Genomic DNA, 16,535 nt, shown 5'->3' with positions numbered 1-16,535 from the left:
CGTGCCACACTGGAGGTCCGGGCCCGACGCCGCGCCACCCCCGCGGCGCAGCGCTCGCGCAGCCCGCACGGAGCACCTGGAGGAACGCATGTCACGACGCGACGAGGTCGAATGCTGGCTCACCGACATGGACGGCGTGCTGGTCCATGAGAACCACGCCCTCCCGGGTGCCGCCGCGCTCCTGCAGCAGTGGCAGGATCAGCGGACGCCCTTCCTGGTGCTCACCAACAACTCGATCTTCACCCCGCGCGACCTGAGCGCCCGGCTGCGCGCGTCCGGGCTCGACGTGCCCGAGGAGTTCATCTGGACCTCCGCGCTCGCGACGGCCGCCTTCCTGGCCGAGCAGGAGCCGGGCGGCTCGGCGTTCGTCATCGGGGAGGCCGGGATCACCACGGCCATCCACGAGGCCGGCTTCACCATGACGGAGACGAACCCCGACTACGTGGTCGTCGGCGAGACCCGCAACTACTCGTTCGAGGCCATCACCAAGGCGATCCGCCTCATCGCCGGAGGCGCGCGCTTCATCGTGACGAACCCGGACGCGACCGGACCGAGCAAGGACGGTCCGCTTCCGGCGACCGGTGCCATCGCGGCGCTCATCACGAAGGCCACCGGCATGGAGCCTTACGTCGTCGGAAAGCCGAACCCGATGATGTTCCGATCGGCGCTCAACAAGATCGGCGCGCACTCGGAGAACACCGGAATGATCGGCGACCGCATGGACACCGACATCGTCGCGGGCATCGAGGCCGGTCTCCACACGATCCTCGTGCTCACGGGCATCAGTGACGAGGCCGAGATCAACCGCTACCCGTTCCGTCCGAACGAGATCCTGAGCGGCGTCATCGACCTCGTGACGGAGCCCGTCGAGGTCGAGATCTAGGCCGTTCGGCCACCACCAGCCCACCGTTCCGTTCCCGCCCCGCCACGCACCGAGGACTTCCATGCGCGCCGTCGTCTACGACCAGTTCACCGCCGAGCCCGAGGTCCGCGACGTGCCGGATCCGGTGCCGTCCGACGCCGGCGTCGTCGTGCGCGTGGAGACCACGGGTCTCTGCCGGAGCGATGCGCACGGCTGGCTCGGGCACGACGACGGCATCGCCCTCCCCCACGTGCCCGGCCACGAACTCGTCGGGCGCATCCATGCGGTCGGCCCCGCCGTCGAGCGGTTCCGCGTGGGCGACCGCGTCACGGTGCCCTTCGTGTGCGCGTGCGGACGCTGCGCCCAGTGCCTCGCGGGGAACGGGCAAGTCTGCCCGAACCAGACGCAGCCGGGCTTCACCCACTGGGGTTCCTACGCCGAGCTCGTCGCCCTGCACGACGCGGACGTGAACCTCATCCCGGTGCCGGAGTCCCTCGACGCCGGTGCCGCCGCCCTCCTCGGGTGCCGGTTCGCGACGGCCTTCCGCGGGCTCGTCCACCGTGCCGGGCTCCGCAGCGGGGAGCGCCTGCTCGTCGTCGGCTGCGGCGGCGTGGGGCTGAGTGCGGCCATGATCGGCGTCGCGCTCGGTGCCGAGGTCATCGCCGTCGACATCGACGCCTCGGCCCTGGCGCGCGCGGCGTCGATCGGCGTCACGCACACGATCGACTCGAGCGGTCTCGACGAGGCCGCCGTCCTCGCGCGCATCGCCGAAGCCGCACCCATGGGCGTGCAGGTGTCGGTCGAAGCCCTCGGGCGTGAGTCCACGATGCGCCTCAGCCTCCTCGCGCTGGCACCGATGGGCCGTCAGGTGCAGATCGGGCTGTTCTCGAGCGAACCGACCCTCCCGCTGCCGCGCATCATCTCGCAGGAGCTGTCACTGCACGGCAGTCACGGCATGCCGGCTTCCGACTACTCGGAACTGCTCGACCTCGTCTCGAGCGGTGCGCTGCGTCCGCAGGATCTCATCGAACACCGCATCGGTCTCGACGAGGCGCCGGCGGCACTCGTCGCCCTGGCATCCGGAGACCGCTCGACGGGTGTGACCGTCATCGACGTCGTCTGACCCGCGACGACGTCGGGTGCGTCGTCAAAGGGTGTCCGGGGCTCCGGCCGTCGACCATCCTGCGGACACGCTCGGCATAGTGGCGTCCGCAGCCGCTCCGGCCGCGTTCGCGGCACCGACGAGCGTTCCGAAGTAGAACGCGAGCAGGAGCAGCACGGCGGCCCCCAGGCCGACGACCGCCCAGAGCAGCGCCTTCGGGATGCCCTGATCCGCGTGCTCTCCGCGGTATTCGGGGAGATCGCGGTCGGGCGCGGACTGCGTGGCCTGCGGTGGCAAGGTGGCGCCGACGATACCCGCAGCCGCGGCCGGGGTCGTGAGCGCGCTCGCGCCGTCGAGTTCCGGGAACGCGACCGTCTCGCCCGGGAGCGCGGCCGGCGCCGTCTGCGGCACGTTCGCGATCGGTCCCTGCGAGGGGACGGCGGCGGCGTGTGCGCCGAAGACGGACACCGAGGCGGGGGTCACTGGTGTGGGCGCGGTGTTCGAGGCGACGTCGGGCTCGGCCTCCGAGGAGGTGTGCGCAGCGCTGTCGTCGTCTCCGGCAGCGGGGGCCCCGGTTCGTCGTGACCCGCCGGTGTCGTCGTCGGGATCCGTGCCGTCGACATCGGTGCCGTCGGCGGCGACGAGGCCCGGGACGGGGGCGAGCGGGAGATCGGGGTCGGCGATCGCGTCGGCCTGGAGCGACCAGCCACCCTCGGCGGCGAAGGCGTCGGCGAGCGACCGTGCCGAGGCCGCCTTCGCAGTGGCGGTGGTGGTGGCGTCGGGCTGATCGGACGGATCGGCAGGGGCGACCGTGGCAGAGTCCTCGGCCTGCTCGGTGTCGGCGAGCGGCGTGGCAGCCGGCTCACCGTCGGTCTCGGCGCCTTCGACCGAGGCGACCTGGACCGCATCCGTCTCCGGTCCGAGGTCGAACAGCGACTCGAGCCGCAGCTCCTCGCTGACCGGCTCGGGCTCGCCGACCGGCTCAGGGTCGATCGAGTCCGGGTCAGCGACCGGGGGATCCGCCGCGGCGGCATCCGTGGTGGGATCGGTCGCACCGTCGGCGACGGCCCCGTCCGGCACGAACGACGGAAGCGGCGTGACGCCCGCCGCAGCGAGTGGGACGGCGTCGAACTCGACGATCTCCTCGTCGAACTCGTCGTCGAGCTCCTCCGGGTCGACGGCGAACGCCGGGGTCTCGGACGCTGAGGTCCCGCTGACCGGGGTCGGTGCCGTCTCGGGAGCGGAATCGGCGGCGCGGTCGGCCGAGGTCTCCGTGACGTCGGTGTCGTCGCCCGAGCCGAGGCCGGAAGCGGCACCGGCAGCGGTTGCGGCCCCTGCGGCGGCGAGGCCACCGGCCGCCACGGCTGCGTCGAACCCACCGAGCGACAGCGTCGGGAAGAGGTCGACCGTGTCGTTCGCGGCGGGGACGATCGGTGCGGCGTCCGGCGCGGAGCCGTCGGTCTCGGTCGCGTCGTCGGTCCAGCTGGCGAACTCGTCACCGGGTCCGTCGACGAGCGGGCGACCGAGCGTGACGGCGGCGAGGCCCGGAGCGAAGGGTTGGACGTCGCCGGCGATGAACGCGGCATCGGGCACCTCGCCCTCGAGCGCGAGCTCCGACGGGGACTCCGCACTCACGGCTGACGACTCGGCGCCCTCCCACTCCACCGGCGGGACCGGGATGGGTTGGGTCGTGGGAGCCGCGTGCACGAGCGGGTCGAGGGCGTCGTTCGGCGCGAGGTCCCACACGAACGGTGCGGTGCCGAAGGGGCTGACCGTGGGCTCGGGTTGCACGCCGTCGAGGGAGATGAGCTCCGTGATGGAACGCTCGGCCTTCGGGGTCGGCGGGCCGAAGGCCGGGGGGACGTCGGCGGTGTCGGTCGCGTCGTCGTCGGCCGGCGCATCGTCACGGCCGGACTCGGCATCGGGGTCGGGTGTCGGCGCCGGAGGAACGGCTGCTGCTGCGGCTGCGGCACCCGCGAGGGCCGAGAAGCCCGGGCCGCCGAGGCTGTCGAACGGCCGCGTCTCATCGAGCGGTTCGGCGTCGACGTCGGGGACCGTCTCGGGCCACGGGACGTCGGCTGGTGAGGTCGGCTCCGCTGCACTCGCGGGCGACGCCGCTGCGACCGTGTCCCAGCGGAACGGTGCCGCGGGGGTGATCGGCTCGGAAGCGACGATGCCGTCGGATGCGGGCTCGGGGTCCGAGTCGGCGGTCGGCTCGACCGGCTCGCTTGCGGACGGGGACGTCGCCTCCTCGGTGGCGGCGACGGCGACGGACTCGGTGTCGAGCTGCTGGGGCGACTCGTCGACCGGCTCCGCCTGCGGTTCCTCGGACGGCTGCTCGTCCGGTGCCGCCGGCACGGCGCCGAACGTCTCACCGAACGGTTCCGTCAACCAGGCCAGCGGATCCGTCCGCGGTGTTGCGGACTCGGCAGGCGCCGGCTCGGCTGTCCAGACGTCGTCGGTAGCTGGCTCGTCGGCAGCCGGTTCATCGGCCGTGGCCTCGTCGGGGCGTGCGGCGACGGGCGTCGAAGCGTCGATCGTCGTGTCACGGACCTCGACGGTCTCTCCGCCGAGGACGTCGTCGCCGAACGTCTCGGAGAGGCTCCAGGAGCCCTCCGGCAGATCGTCGTCCTGCACCTCGGCGTCGGGTGTCGACGCGGAGCCGGACGGCACATCGCGGTCCGCGGCGGTGGGCGACGGCGTCACCAGCGGAGCGGCGGGCGGCAGCGGTGCGGCGGGAGTGCCACCGTCGGGCGACGAGGTGGCGGTGGTCGCGCCGATCTCCTCTGCCTCGACCGCGGCCCAGGCCGCCGGGTCGTCGGCCGCGAGAGCTCGGGCCGTGGGCAGGACGGCCGTCGAGACGTCCTCGGGGGCTGCTGGGTCGGCGTCGATGTCGTCGCTGCCGCCGAGGCTCCAGGGCTCGTCGGCGACGGGTGGCAGGACGACCGGGTTCGTCGGTGCGGGCCGGAAGGTGCCGGCGGGCGCGTGCTGGAGGACGGAGTCGGTGTCGACCGTCAGCTCGTTGCGAGCGGGCGGCACCGGCGATGCCGGGGCAGGGGTCGGCGGGACGACCGGGAGCTCGAGGGCGTTCGGGTGACGCAGACCCTCCGACCGGACGGGAGCTTCCTCGGGCATCGGGTCGGCCGGGGCTGCAGGCGTGGCGGGTGCGGCGGGCTGCGCGCTGGGTGCATCCGGCGCCGGCGGTGCGGAGGCCGGTGTCGCGTCGTCGGCCGGGTTCGGCACCTGGTTCTGCCACCAGGCGAGGAGTTCGGCCTCGCTCGCGAATTCACCGGGAGCAGTGGCCGGGGCGGCGGGGGTCGGCGCGGCGGCAGCGGTCGTCTGCTCGACGGGAGCGGGCAGCGGTTCGACCGGAGCAGGCGTCGGTTCAGCGTGCGTCTGAGCCGCCGGCGCATCCGGCACGGAGGGCACGGAGGGCGCGGACCACTGGGTCTCGGCCGGGACCGGCGCAGCCACCGACGAAGCAGCGGCCTGGGCATCGGTGTCGCCGACGACCGGCAGGACTCGCGTCCGGTCGTCGTCAGCGGGCGCCGGAGCGACGGCTGCCGAGGGGTGCTCGTCGACCGCGTCGGTGTCGGGCTGCGTCTCGATCGCCTCCGTGTCGTCGGCGTCGAGCTGCGAGAGCAGCCAGTCGGTTCCGTCCGCGGGTTCCTCCGGCAGCCCGGCCCCGCCGCGTCCGGTTCCGTCGCCGGACATCAGACGAGTCCCAGGTCTTCCAGGCCGATCGCGGCCAGGTACTGGTAGCCCGCGGCCTCGATGATCTCGCGGGCGCCGGTCGCGCGGTCGACGACGACGGCGACGGCGACCACCTCGGCTCCGACCTTCTCGAGCGCTTCGGCCGCCTTGAGCGGTGATCCACCGGTGGTCGAGGTGTCCTCGAGCACGATCACGCGCTTGCCCTGGAGGTCGGGGCCCTCGACCTGCTTGCCGCGGCCGTGGTCCTTCGGCTCCTTACGGACGACGAAGGCGTCGTAGGTGAGTCCGCGCGCGGCACCCTGGTGCAGGATCGCGGCTGCGACGGGGTCGGCACCCATGGTGAGGCCACCGACCGCGAAGACGTCGGGGACGTCGGCGATGAGGTCGATCATGACCTGCCCGATGAGGGGCGCGACGCGGTGATCGAGGCTCACCTTGCGGAGGTCGACGTAGTACGTCGCTTTCTTGCCGCTCGTCAGGGTGAAGTCACCGTGGAACACGGCTTCCGCCGAGATGTGGTCAATGAGCTGAGCTCGTGCGTCCGTCACGTCGGAGAGTCTACAAGCTGTGACCCCCATCGCCGCAGTCGCCCGGATGGGGGCGGTCCGCATCCCCGACGCGCGAGAGCCCCGGCGTGTCGGTACGACTCGCCGGGGCTCGAGGACGCCACGCCGCCACCGTCCTGCGTCGGGGCGGCTGCGTCCGGGGGTCAACGCGCCGTGCCGGAACCCGGGTCCTCGGGGCGGTCGACTGCGAGCAGTTCCGCCTCGGTCGCTCCGCCGTAGCCCTCGGTCTCCGGGTCGCCGTGCAGGCCGCCCGAGACCGCGTACTCCTCCTCCGGTGACATGACGAGCCGGTGGCGACCCCAGACCGCGAAGGCGACCAGCATGACGACATAGACGACGACGATCGCGATGATCGCCGGGAGGAACGTCGGGTTGAGCAGGAAGCCCACGAAGATGAGCGCGGCGATGACGGCCGCGATGACCGCCCCCGGGACACCCCACGGGCTCAGGTAGGGCCGCTTGGCGTTCGGGAACTTCTTCCGCAGCAGCAGGAACGCGATCATCTGCATGAGGTACGCGAGCACCGCGCCCCAGACCGCGATGTTGAGCACGATCGCACCGGCGACACCGCCCGATCCGCCGGCCGCGTCGACGATGAGCAACGCGACGAACCCGATGATCGCCCCGGCCACAAGGGCCACCCACGGCGTCTGCCGCTTGCCGGTGAGGGAGAGGAACCGCGGGTAGTACCCGGCGCGGGACAGCGAGTACATGTTGCGACCGTAGGCGAACATGATGCCCTGCAGCGAGGCGAGGAGCCCGATGAGGGCGAAGAGCGCGAGGACCGCCGCCGCACCGTCACCGACGATGGCTCGGAAGCCGTCGAGCAAGGGCTCCCCTGCCGTCCCGGTCGCCTCGGCACCGATGACGCCGGTGTTGAGGAAGAGGACGAGCAGGCCGGTCACGATGAGCGTGCCACGAGCCCAGAACCCGGCCTTCGGGATGTCGCGCACCGGGTTGTGGGACTCCTCCGCCGCGAGCGGCAGCTCCTCGATGCCGAGGAAGAACCACATCGCGAAGGGCAGGGCGAACAGGATCGGGAGGACACCGTGCGGCAGGAACTCCGTCTGGCCCGCGTCGGGGGCGATGTCGAACAGGTTGGCCCAGGCGAACTGGCCGGAGAAGATCGCCATCGCGGAGAAGACGAGCAGGATGCCGATGGAGATGATCGAGACGACGATGGCGAAGCGGAAGGAGATGCTCGCGCCGGCGGAGTTCAGCGCGATGAACGCGACGTAGAGGATCGCCCACCACACGGGCGACGGCATGGAGAACCCGAGCAGCTCGCTCGTGATGGCGTCGGCGTAGGAGGCCGAGAAGTACACGATCACGGCCGTGGTGGCGACGTACTCGATGGTCTCCGCGAGGCCGGTCACGAACCCGCCGAGCGGTCCCATCGCCGCTCTCGCGAAGGAGTAGGCCCCGCCGGTGTGCGGCATCGCCGCGGCCATCTCCCCGATCGAGAAGATCATCCCGTAGTACATCGCGACGAGGATGACGAAGGCGATGAGCATGCCGCCGAACCCGGCGAAGTCGATGCCGAAGTTCCAGCCGGAGAAGTCGCCGGAGATGACCGCGGCGACGGCGAGGCCCCAGAGGCCCCACACCCCGGCCGACCGCTTCAGGCTGCGTTTCTCGAAGTACCCCTCGCCGGCCGCGGTGTAGGTCACCCCGGAGATCTTGCGCGTGTCGTCAGCCATCGATGCGTCCTGTCGCTCGGGTTGCGCGCTCGTCGGGCTCGCACAACGTCCTCAGATTCGGTTGGCCCGACTCTAGGGCCCGCAATGGTCGCATGTACATACCTTTGTGAGGAAATCCCTCTCGCAAATGCATCGATCCGCTGGAGGCGTTGTGATGTAATGGTCGGGTTCGCGACCTTTCAGTTCTCCATCGAGGTAGAACGCCGACGACGGGTCCCCCCGATCAACGAGGAGCTGCCATGCACCCACGCTCAGGAAACCTGACGCTCGAGGAGCTCACGACGGCCGTCGCCGCGCGCGAGATCGACACCGTGATCCTCGCGTTCACCGACATGCAGGGCCGACTCGTCGGCAAGCGCGTCTCGGCCCAACTCTTCGTCGAGGACGTCGCCGAGCACGGGGCGGAGTGTTGCAACTACCTGCTCGCGGTCGACGTCGAGATGAACACGGTCGACGGCTACGCGATGTCGAGTTGGGAACGCGGCTACGGCGACATGGCGATGATCCCCGACTTCTCGACCCTCCGCCGCGCGCCCTGGCTGCCGGGCACGGCCCTCGTCACCGCCGACCTCCAGTGGCTCGACGACGCCCCGGTGGTCGCTTCACCCCGTCAGATCCTCATCGCCCAGCTCGAACGGCTCGCGGAACGCGGCCTCGTCCCGTTCGTCGGCACGGAGCTCGAGTTCCTCGTCTTCGACGACACCTTCCGGGAGGCCTGGGCGAAGGACTACACGAAGCTGACCCCCGCCACCGACTACAACATCGACTACGCGATCCTCGCCTCGACCCGCATGGAGCCGTTGCTGCGCGACATCCGCAACGCCATGGACGGCGCCGGCATGTACTGCGAGGGCGTGAAGGGCGAGTGCAACCTCGGGCAGCAGGAGATCGCGTTCCGCTACGACCACGCCCTCGTCACCTGCGACAACCACTCGATCTACAAGAACGGGGCGAAGGAGATCGCCGACGCCCACGGCAAGAGCCTCACGTTCATGGCGAAGTTCGACGAGCGCGAAGGCAACAGCTGCCACATCCACATCAGCCTCCGCGGCGAAGACGGTTCGGCCGTGTTCGCGGACCCCGACGCGCCCGACGGCATGTCGAAGCTCTTCCGGCACTTCCTGGCCGGGCAGCTCGCCGCGATGCGCGAGCTGACGATGTTCTTCGCGCCGAACATCAACTCCTACAAGCGCTACGTCGACGGCAGCTTCGCCCCGACGGCCGTCGCCTGGGGACACGACAACCGCACCTGCTCGCTCCGGGTCGTCGGCCGGGGGCTCGGCATGCGCGTCGAGAACCGGGTGCCGGGTGGCGACGTGAACCAGTATCTCGCCGTCGCCGCCCTCATCGCCGCCGGACTGCACGGCATCGAGAACGAACTGGAACTGGAGGACCCGACCGGCGGCAACGCCTACACGGGCGGTGCGCCCCGCGTCCCGACCTCGCTCCGGGAGGCGGCCGAGCTCTTCTCGCGGTCGACGATCGCCCGCGAGGCCTTCGGCGACGAGGTCGTCGACCACTACCTGAACTTCGCGAAGGTGGAACTCGCCGCCTTCGACGCCGCCGTGACGGACTGGGAGCGGGTGCGCGGCTTTGAACGCCTCTGACCCGGACGTCCCAGCGACCGACCCGCCCGTCTCGAGCGCTCCGCTCATCGGTGTCACGACCTACCTCGAACAGGCCCAGACCGGTGTGTGGGACGTCCCGGCGTCCTTCCTGCCGAAGGTGTACCTCGACGCCGTGACGGATGCGGGTGGGATCGCGGTCCTCCTCCCACCCCAGCCGGTCACCCGTGCCGTGGCCGCGTCCGTGCTGGCGCGGCTCGACGGCCTCATCGTCTCGGGTGGCGCCGACGTCGACCCCGGCCTGTACGGGCAGGCCGCCCACCCGCGCACGGGTCGACCACGGACCGACCGGGACGCCTGGGAGGAGGCGCTGCTCACGGCGGCGATCGACGCCGAGCTGCCGTTCCTCGGCATCTGTCGTGGCGCACAACTGTTGAACGTCGCGCTCGGCGGGACGCTGATCCAACACCTCCCCGACCTCGTCGGCGACGACTCCTTCCAGCCCGGCGAGGGCGTCTTCGGGCCGAAGACCGTCGCGATCGAAGCCGACTCGCGGCTGGCCGCGCTGCTCCGGCAGGACGACGACGAGCTCGACGTGCACGTCTACCACCACCAGTCGATCGACCGCGTCGCCGACGGACTCGTCGTCACCGCCCGCACCGAGGAGGGCGTCATCGAGGCGGTCGAGCTGCCGACGGTCCCCTTCGGTCTCGCCGTGCAGTGGCACCCCGAGGAGGAGACGGCCGACCGGCGTCTCTTCGCCGGGCTCGTGGACGCCGCGCGTCGACACCGCGACGCCGGGACCACCGCAGGACTCAGCACCAGCACCACACCCGGCACCGAGAGCAGGAGCACCACACCGTGAGCTACACGATCCTCAATCCGGCGAACGAGCACGTCGTCACGACGGTCGAGCACCTCGACCTCGCCGAGACGGACGCCGCCATCGCCCGCGCCGCCGTCGCCCAGCGGTCCTGGGCGGCCGTCAGCCCCGCCGACCGCGCCCAGGCGCTCCGCCGGTTCGCCGCATCGGTCGACGCCGACCGCGAGCACCTCGCGAGCCTCGAGGTCGTCAACTCCGGCCACCCCATCACCCAGGCGCGGTGGGAGGCCGGTCACGTCCGCGACGTGCTCGAGTACTACTCGGCGTCACCCGAACGGCTCTTCGGTCAGCAGATCCCCGTCGCCGGCGGCATCGACCTCACCTTCCACGAACCGCTCGGCGTCGTCGGCATCATCACCCCGTGGAACTTCCCGATGACGATCGCCGCCTGGGGGTTCGCACCGGCGCTCGCGGCGGGGAACGCGGTGGTCCTGAAGCCCGCGGAATGGACGCCACTGACGAGCATCCGCCTCGGTGAACTCGCCCTCGAGTCCGGTCTGCCCGAGGGCTTGTTCCAGGTGTTGCCGGGCCGCGGGTCGGTCGTCGGCGAGCGCTTCGTCACGAACGAGACCGTCCGGAAGGTCGTCTTCACCGGGTCGACCGCCGTCGGCAAGCGCATCATGGCCGGCGCGGCGGAGCAGGTGAAGCGCGTCACCCTCGAACTCGGCGGCAAGAGCGCCAACATCGTGTTCGCGGACGCCGACCTCGAACGCGCGGCCGCCGCCGCCCCCTGCGGCGTCTTCGAGAACGCGGGCCAAGACTGCTGCGCCCGGAGCCGGATCCTCGTCCAACGGAGCGTCTACGAGCGGTTCATGGAGCTGTTGGAGCCGGCCGTGCAGGGTGTGGTCGTCGGCGATCCGAACGACGAGGCAACCGAAATGGGACCGCTCGTCTCCGCTCCGCATCTGGCCGCCGTGCGCTCGTACGTGCCCGAGGGTGCGCCGGTCGCCTTCACCGGGAGCGCCCCTGACGGCCCGGGGTACTGGTTCGCGCCGACCGTCCTGACGCCAGGCCGCGACGACCGCACCGTCCGGGAGGAGATCTTCGGTCCCGTCGTCGCCGTCCTGCCCTTCGAGGACGAGGCCGACGCTCTCACCCTCGCGAACGACACGGAGTACGGCCTCTCCGGCTCGATCTGGACCCGCGACGTCGGTCGCGCGATACGGGCCGCTCGAGCGGTGGAGTCGGGCAACCTGTCCGTCAACTCCCACTCCTCCGTCCGCTATTCCACCCCCTTCGGCGGGTTCAAGCAGTCGGGTCTCGGGCGCGAGCTCGGTCCCGACGCCCCGCTCGCCTTCACGGAGACGAAGAACGTCTTCCTCGCCGTCGACTGAACGACCCGCACCACCCGCCCCCTGAGCACCAGCCCCGGTCCCTGAGCCTGTCGAAGGGCGGGGCAGAGAGAAAGAGCACCACATGACCATCACCCCCATCGACCTCACCCAGCGGCTCGCCGGAAAGGTCGCCGTGATCACCGGCGGCGCGAGCGGCATCGGCCTCGCCACGGCGAAGCGCTTCGCCGCGGAGGGCGCGACCGTCGTCATCGGCGACCTCGACCCGACGACCGGCCAGGCGGCGGCCGAGCTCGTCGGTGGGCTCTTCGTCCAGGTGGACGTGACCGACCAGGCGCAGGTCGACCATCTGTTCGACACGGCGGCCGAGACCTACGGCTCGGTGGACATCGCCTTCAACAACGCCGGCATCTCCCCGCCCGACGACGACTCGATCGAGACGACCGAACTCCCGGCCTGGGAGCGCGTGCAGGACGTGAACCTCAAGTCGGTCTACCTGTGCTCGCGCGCCGCCATCCGTCACATGGTGCGGCAGGGGAAGGGCTCGATCATCAACACGGCGTCGTTCGTCGCCGTCCTGGGTTCGGCCACCTCGCAGATCTCGTACACGGCGTCCAAGGGCGGAGTGCTCGCGATGAGCCGCGAGCTGGGCGTGCAGTTCGCCCGGCAGGGTATCCGCGTCAACGCCCTGTGTCCCGGTCCCGTCAACACCGCGCTGCTGCAGGAGCTCTTCGCGAAGGACCCGGTGCGCGCGCAGCGGCGACTCGTGCACATCCCGCTCGGACGATTCGCCGAGCCCGAGGAGTTGGCCGCGTCCGTCGCCTTCCTCGCGAGCGACGACTCCTCTTTCATCACCGGGTCGACGTTCCTCGTCGACGGCGGAATCTCCTCCGCCTACGTGACGCCGGAATGAGCTGACGACATGCCCGGGCGGGGGACGCGACCCCGGGGAAATAGACTGATCCGATGAGCGAGACGCGGAAGGGCGACGAGGCGACCGAGGTGCTCAGCGCCGAGCTCCTCCTGCGTCCGGGCCGCGCCGGGAACGCGTTCGAGGAGACCGTCCAGCGGCTCCTGCAGTCCATCCGTCTCGGGCTCATCGAGCCGGGCGGTCGCCTGCCGGCCGAGCGCGAACTCGCGACGATGCAGGGGGTCAGCCGAGACACCGTGCGGGATGCCATCGCCGCGCTCACCGAGGCCGGTTACCTGACCTCGCGGCGAGGACGCTACGGCGGGACGTTCGTCATGGACGAGCTGCCCGACGACGAGGCGATCACCGGGGCCCACTCCCCCGAGGCCGGCCGGGTCTCGATCTCGGCGGCGGAGATCGAGGACACGCTCACGCTCCGCAGCATCCTCGAGGTCGGTGCTGCGCGCGAGGCGGCGCAGTGCAAGCTGTCCGGCGCCGACCGCGAACGCCTGTGGCAGGCGCTCGGAGACTGCCGGGATGCGGCGCCCGCCGACTACCGCCGCCACGACTCCCGCCTCCACCTGCTCATCGCGGAGCTCGTGGGAGCGCCCAGCCTGCTGCCGCTCGTCGCCGAGTCGCGCATGCGGGTCAACGAACTCCTCAACGGCATCCCACTGCTGGCGGTGAACATCGCCCACTCCGACGAGCAGCACGAGCGCATCGTCAAGGCGATCCTGCGCGGTCACCCCGAGGAGGCGGCGCAGGCGATGGCCGAGCACGTCGCCGGCTCCGAGGCGCTCCTGCGAGGCTTCCTCGCCTGAGCGCCCGTCGCGGCGCGGACATGGAACGACCTCCCGGCGATGAGTCGCGAGGAGGTCGGATGCGCCGGTCGTGCCGGCGGGTGCGAGGTCCTAGAAGGACTTCGGGTAGGTGCGGGCCGGGATGGCACGGTAGCCGTCGCGCTTGACGACGACGACCGATCCGACGGCCGCACTCGCAGCGAGGAGGGCGATGATGCCGAGATAGATGGTCATGCTTCTATGAAACGTCCGATCGGGATGAAGGACAAGCGCACAATACTGACGCTATTCGGTAGCATTGCTACATGGACGTCCGCCGACTCGACCTGCTGCGGGAACTGGCCGAGCGCGGTTCCGTGCACGCCGTCGCCGAGGCCACACACCGCACCCCGTCCGCGGTCTCCCAACAGCTCAAGGTCCTCGAGCGCGAGGCGGGCCTGCCGCTCACCGAACGGCGTGGTCGCGGCCTCGTCCTCACCGACGCCGGCCGGGCACTCGCGGCCAGCGCCACAGACGTCGCCGTCGCGATCGAGCGGGCGACGAGCGTGTGGGACGAGTACCGCAACCGTCCGATCGGCACCGTCACGGTCGCGACCTTCCCCACCTTCGGGCAGATGGTCGTCCCCGCCGTGCTCCGCAGCCTCGAGGCGGTACCCGGCCTGCGGGTCGTCGTGAGCGACCGCGACCCCGACCTCGAGGACTTCCCCGATCTGGCGGCCGACTTCGACATCGTCATCGCGCAGGCGATCAGCGGCGAGCGCAACTGGGTCCGTCGCGGTCTCCGCATCACGCAGCTACTCTCCGAGCCGCTCGACGTCGTGCTGCCGGTCGGGCATCGCCTCAGCGGCCAGACCGTCCTGACCCCGGCGGACCTCGCGGACGAGTCCTGGATCGGCGTGCCGGTCGGCTATCCGCTCGACCGCCTGCTCCGCAGCATCGAGGCCGAATCGGGCGGCGAGCTCCGAGTGGTGCAGCGGGTGAGCGACAACCGCATCGCGGAGGCGATGGTCGCGGCGGGCCTCGGCATCGGGCTCCTCCCGCGGTACACGGCGAGCGGCCCGGAGCGCGGCATCGTCCTCCGTCCGCTCGCGGGGCTCGACGCGACCCGTCGGATCGTCGCACTGTCGCGTCCCGACCGCGCCGAACGCCTGGCGGTGCGGACCGTCCTCGACGCGATCCGTGTGGAGGCACAGTCGGTCGCCGCCTCGCACACCGCGCCGGAGCCCGAGGAACTCACCACGCCCCGCTGGGTGTGAGCTGGACCGTTCTCAGGAGTCCGTCGGTGCGCCGGTGGCGGCGACCGCGGATACCCCGCTCGAGTCCTGAGAACGGTCCCGGCGGGACGGTCAGCCCTCGGCCCGACCGACGCCGCTGCGCTCCCGGCGGTACCGATGCACGCCGCGCCAGACCGCGACGCCGACGGCGATCACGACGCCCGCGATGACCACCTTCTGAAGGATGCCCGCGTACTCCTCGACGATGTGCCACTGCTCGCCCAGGAAGAAGCCGGCGAGGACGAAGATGGTGTTCCAGATGGCGCTGCCCGCGAAGGTGAGCAGGGTGAACCGCAGGACCGGCATCCGTTCCACGCCGGCGGGGACGGAGATGAGACTCCGGAAGATCGGGAGCATCCGACCGAAGAACACCGCCTTCGAGCCGTGCTTCTGGAACCACGCCTCCACGCGGTCGACGTCCTCGACGTGCACGAGCGGCACGCGCTCGGCGAGTCGGCGCATCCGGTCGCGTCCGAGCACCGCCCCGATCGCGTAGAGGGCCAGCGCACCGATCACGGAACCGGCCGTCGTCCAGATGAGGACCTCGACGAGACCGAGCTTGCCCTGACTGGCGGCGAATCCGGCGAGCGGCAGGATGATCTCGCTCGGCAACGGCGGGAAGAGGTTCTCGAGGGCGATGGCGAGCCCGGCTCCCGGACCGCCCAACGTCTCCATGAGGTCGACCGCCCAGTCGGCGACCCCTCCGAGGGCGCTGTCCCCTCCGGTCGAGGCGGCGGACAGGCTGGACGTGGCGGCGGTGGACGTCGTCATACCCTCGACGCTACGCGACACCCGCTCGCCATCCCTGGGAACCTCCGCTCAATCCCCCACCCGTCGGTTCCACCGAACCGGCCCGTTCTCAGGACCGCTCCGGCGTGGCGAGCCTCACCCGGCGCGACACGCCGGAGGTCTCCTGAGAACGGAAACCGATAGCGTTGGGGCATGCGCATCGCCACCTGGAACGTCAACTCGATCCGTACCCGCGTCGGCCGCGTGGTCGACTGGCTCGTCCGTGAGGACGTCGACGTCCTCGCCATGCAGGAGCTCAAGTGTAAGCCCGAGCAGTTCCCCATGGAGGCCTTCACGAAGGCCGGCTACCAGGTGGAGCTCCACGGTCTCAGCCAGTGGAACGGCGTCGGCATCGCCAGCCGCCTCCCGATGGAGGACGTGCAGATCGGCTTCCCCGACATGCCGGGCTTCGGCAAGCCGCCGGCGAGCCTCGCGCTGGACGGTCCCGGATTCGACGCCGACGGCCTGCCGCTCGAAGCACGAGCCATCGGCGCGACGGTCGACGGCGTCCGCCTCTGGAGCCTGTACGTCCCGAACGGCCGCGCGGTCGGCGACCCGCACTACGACTACAAGCTCCGCTGGCTCGCCGCGCTCGAGGCCGACACCCGCTCCTGGCTCGCCGAGAACCCCGAACTGCCGCTCGCGCTCATGGGCGACTGGAACGTCGCCCCGCTCGACTCCGACGTCGGCGACCCGAGCTTCGGCCCTGGCTCGACCCACATCTCCGCGCCGGAGCGCGCCGCCCTCGCCGCCTTCGTCGACGCGGGACTGCAGGACACCGTCCGCCCGTTCGTCCCCGAGGGCTACACCTTCTGGGACTACAAGCAGCTCCGGTTCCCCCGCAACGAGGGCCTCCGCATCGACTTCATCTACGGCTCGCAGGCGTTCGCGGACCACGTCGTCGAGGCGTCGATCCACCGCAACGAGCGCAAGGGCGACAGTCCGAGCGACCACGTTCCCGTCGTCGTCGACCTCGACTTCACCCTGTCGGACGAAGAGGACGACGACTCGCCGATGATCTTCGGCTGACACCGCTCCGCACCGCCCACAACTCCTGCTGTCGGAGCACGCCAGCGCT

14 protein-coding genes are annotated in these 16,535 nt (G+C 71.1%); 9 read left to right on the top strand and 5 right to left on the bottom strand.

Annotated features, from left to right (window positions below):
• Positions 1-88 precede the first annotated feature (88 nt).
• Complete coding sequence (locus RWN05_RS14720) at positions 89-883, top strand: HAD-IIA family hydrolase (RefSeq protein ID WP_071262240.1); 795 nt, start codon at positions 89-91, stop codon at positions 881-883.
• Between the two features lie 61 nt (positions 884-944).
• Positions 945-1,985: a zinc-dependent alcohol dehydrogenase family protein gene (locus RWN05_RS14715; protein WP_314140090.1), complete on the top strand. Its 1,041-nt coding sequence runs from the start codon at positions 945-947 to the stop codon at positions 1,983-1,985.
• A 24-nt stretch (positions 1,986-2,009) separates the two neighbouring features.
• On the opposite strand, the gene RWN05_RS14710 is transcribed toward RWN05_RS14715, so the two are convergent.
• The 3 genes from RWN05_RS14710 to RWN05_RS14700 all read right to left on the bottom strand — a co-directional run bounded on the left by RWN05_RS14710 (position 2,010) and on the right by RWN05_RS14700 (position 7,944).
• Positions 2,010-5,678 carry a hypothetical protein gene (locus RWN05_RS14710; protein ID WP_314140088.1) on the bottom strand — a complete coding sequence of 1,223 codons (3,669 nt, stop codon included), beginning with the start codon at positions 5,676-5,678 and terminating at the stop codon, positions 2,010-2,012.
• Entirely contained in the window at positions 5,678-6,226 is a 549-nt protein-coding gene (pyrE, locus tag RWN05_RS14705) for an orotate phosphoribosyltransferase (RefSeq protein ID WP_175116436.1), read from the bottom strand. Before pyrE ends, RWN05_RS14710 begins: the two co-directional genes overlap by 1 nt.
• A gap of 161 nt (positions 6,227-6,387) precedes the next feature.
• A complete protein-coding gene (locus tag RWN05_RS14700) occupies positions 6,388-7,944 on the bottom strand; it encodes an amino acid permease (RefSeq protein WP_314140086.1) in 1,557 nt (518 codons plus the stop codon).
• A gap of 239 nt (positions 7,945-8,183) precedes the next feature.
• Between RWN05_RS14700 and RWN05_RS14695 the strand changes: the two genes are divergently transcribed.
• The 5 genes from RWN05_RS14695 to RWN05_RS14675 all read left to right on the top strand — a co-directional run bounded on the left by RWN05_RS14695 (position 8,184) and on the right by RWN05_RS14675 (position 13,415).
• Positions 8,184-9,551: a glutamine synthetase family protein gene (locus tag RWN05_RS14695; RefSeq protein ID WP_314140085.1), complete on the top strand. Its 1,368-nt coding sequence runs from the start codon at positions 8,184-8,186 to the stop codon at positions 9,549-9,551.
• Positions 9,538-10,374, top strand: coding sequence for a gamma-glutamyl-gamma-aminobutyrate hydrolase family protein (locus tag RWN05_RS14690; protein ID WP_064295537.1), 837 nt, complete (start codon positions 9,538-9,540; stop codon positions 10,372-10,374). Before RWN05_RS14695 ends, RWN05_RS14690 begins: the two co-directional genes overlap by 14 nt.
• The gene (locus tag RWN05_RS14685) at positions 10,371-11,726 is read left to right on the top strand and encodes an aldehyde dehydrogenase family protein (protein ID WP_314140083.1); all 1,356 of its coding nucleotides are present in this window, start codon (positions 10,371-10,373) and stop codon (positions 11,724-11,726) included. The genes RWN05_RS14690 and RWN05_RS14685 overlap by 4 nt, the downstream gene beginning before the upstream one ends.
• A gap of 82 nt (positions 11,727-11,808) precedes the next feature.
• Positions 11,809-12,597, top strand: coding sequence for a 3-oxoacyl-ACP reductase (locus RWN05_RS14680; RefSeq protein ID WP_194718745.1), 789 nt, complete (start codon positions 11,809-11,811; stop codon positions 12,595-12,597).
• A gap of 53 nt (positions 12,598-12,650) precedes the next feature.
• Positions 12,651-13,415 (top strand): FadR/GntR family transcriptional regulator, encoded by a 765-nt coding sequence (locus RWN05_RS14675; RefSeq protein WP_064295535.1) that lies wholly within the window; start codon positions 12,651-12,653, stop codon positions 13,413-13,415.
• A gap of 90 nt (positions 13,416-13,505) precedes the next feature.
• On the opposite strand, the gene RWN05_RS14670 is transcribed toward RWN05_RS14675, so the two are convergent.
• Entirely contained in the window at positions 13,506-13,628 is a 123-nt protein-coding gene (locus RWN05_RS14670) for a hypothetical protein (RefSeq protein WP_255376692.1), read from the bottom strand.
• 71 nt (positions 13,629-13,699) lie between these two features.
• Between RWN05_RS14670 and RWN05_RS14665 the strand changes: the two genes are divergently transcribed.
• Positions 13,700-14,650: a LysR family transcriptional regulator gene (locus RWN05_RS14665; RefSeq protein ID WP_079001333.1), complete on the top strand. Its 951-nt coding sequence runs from the start codon at positions 13,700-13,702 to the stop codon at positions 14,648-14,650.
• Positions 14,651-14,740: 90 nt separating this feature from the next.
• Here RWN05_RS14665 and RWN05_RS14660 read toward each other — a convergent pair whose 3' ends face one another.
• Positions 14,741-15,439, bottom strand: a complete 699-nt coding sequence (locus RWN05_RS14660) for a DedA family protein (RefSeq protein WP_314140080.1) — start codon at positions 15,437-15,439, stop codon at positions 14,741-14,743.
• A 171-nt stretch (positions 15,440-15,610) separates the two neighbouring features.
• On the opposite strand from RWN05_RS14660, the gene RWN05_RS14655 reads away from it, so the two are divergent.
• Positions 15,611-16,486, top strand: coding sequence for an exodeoxyribonuclease III (locus RWN05_RS14655; RefSeq protein WP_079001329.1), 876 nt, complete (start codon positions 15,611-15,613; stop codon positions 16,484-16,486).
• The last annotated feature ends 49 nt before the right edge of the window (positions 16,487-16,535 follow it).

Origin of the sequence: uncultured Plantibacter sp. (genome assembly GCF_963518075.1) — a bacterium.
In the GTDB taxonomy this organism is placed as follows: Bacteria; Actinomycetota; Actinomycetes; order Actinomycetales; family Microbacteriaceae; genus Plantibacter; species Plantibacter flavus_A.
Note: the sequence above shows the minus strand (reverse complement) of the source record. Positions and strands in the feature narration are given on the sequence as shown.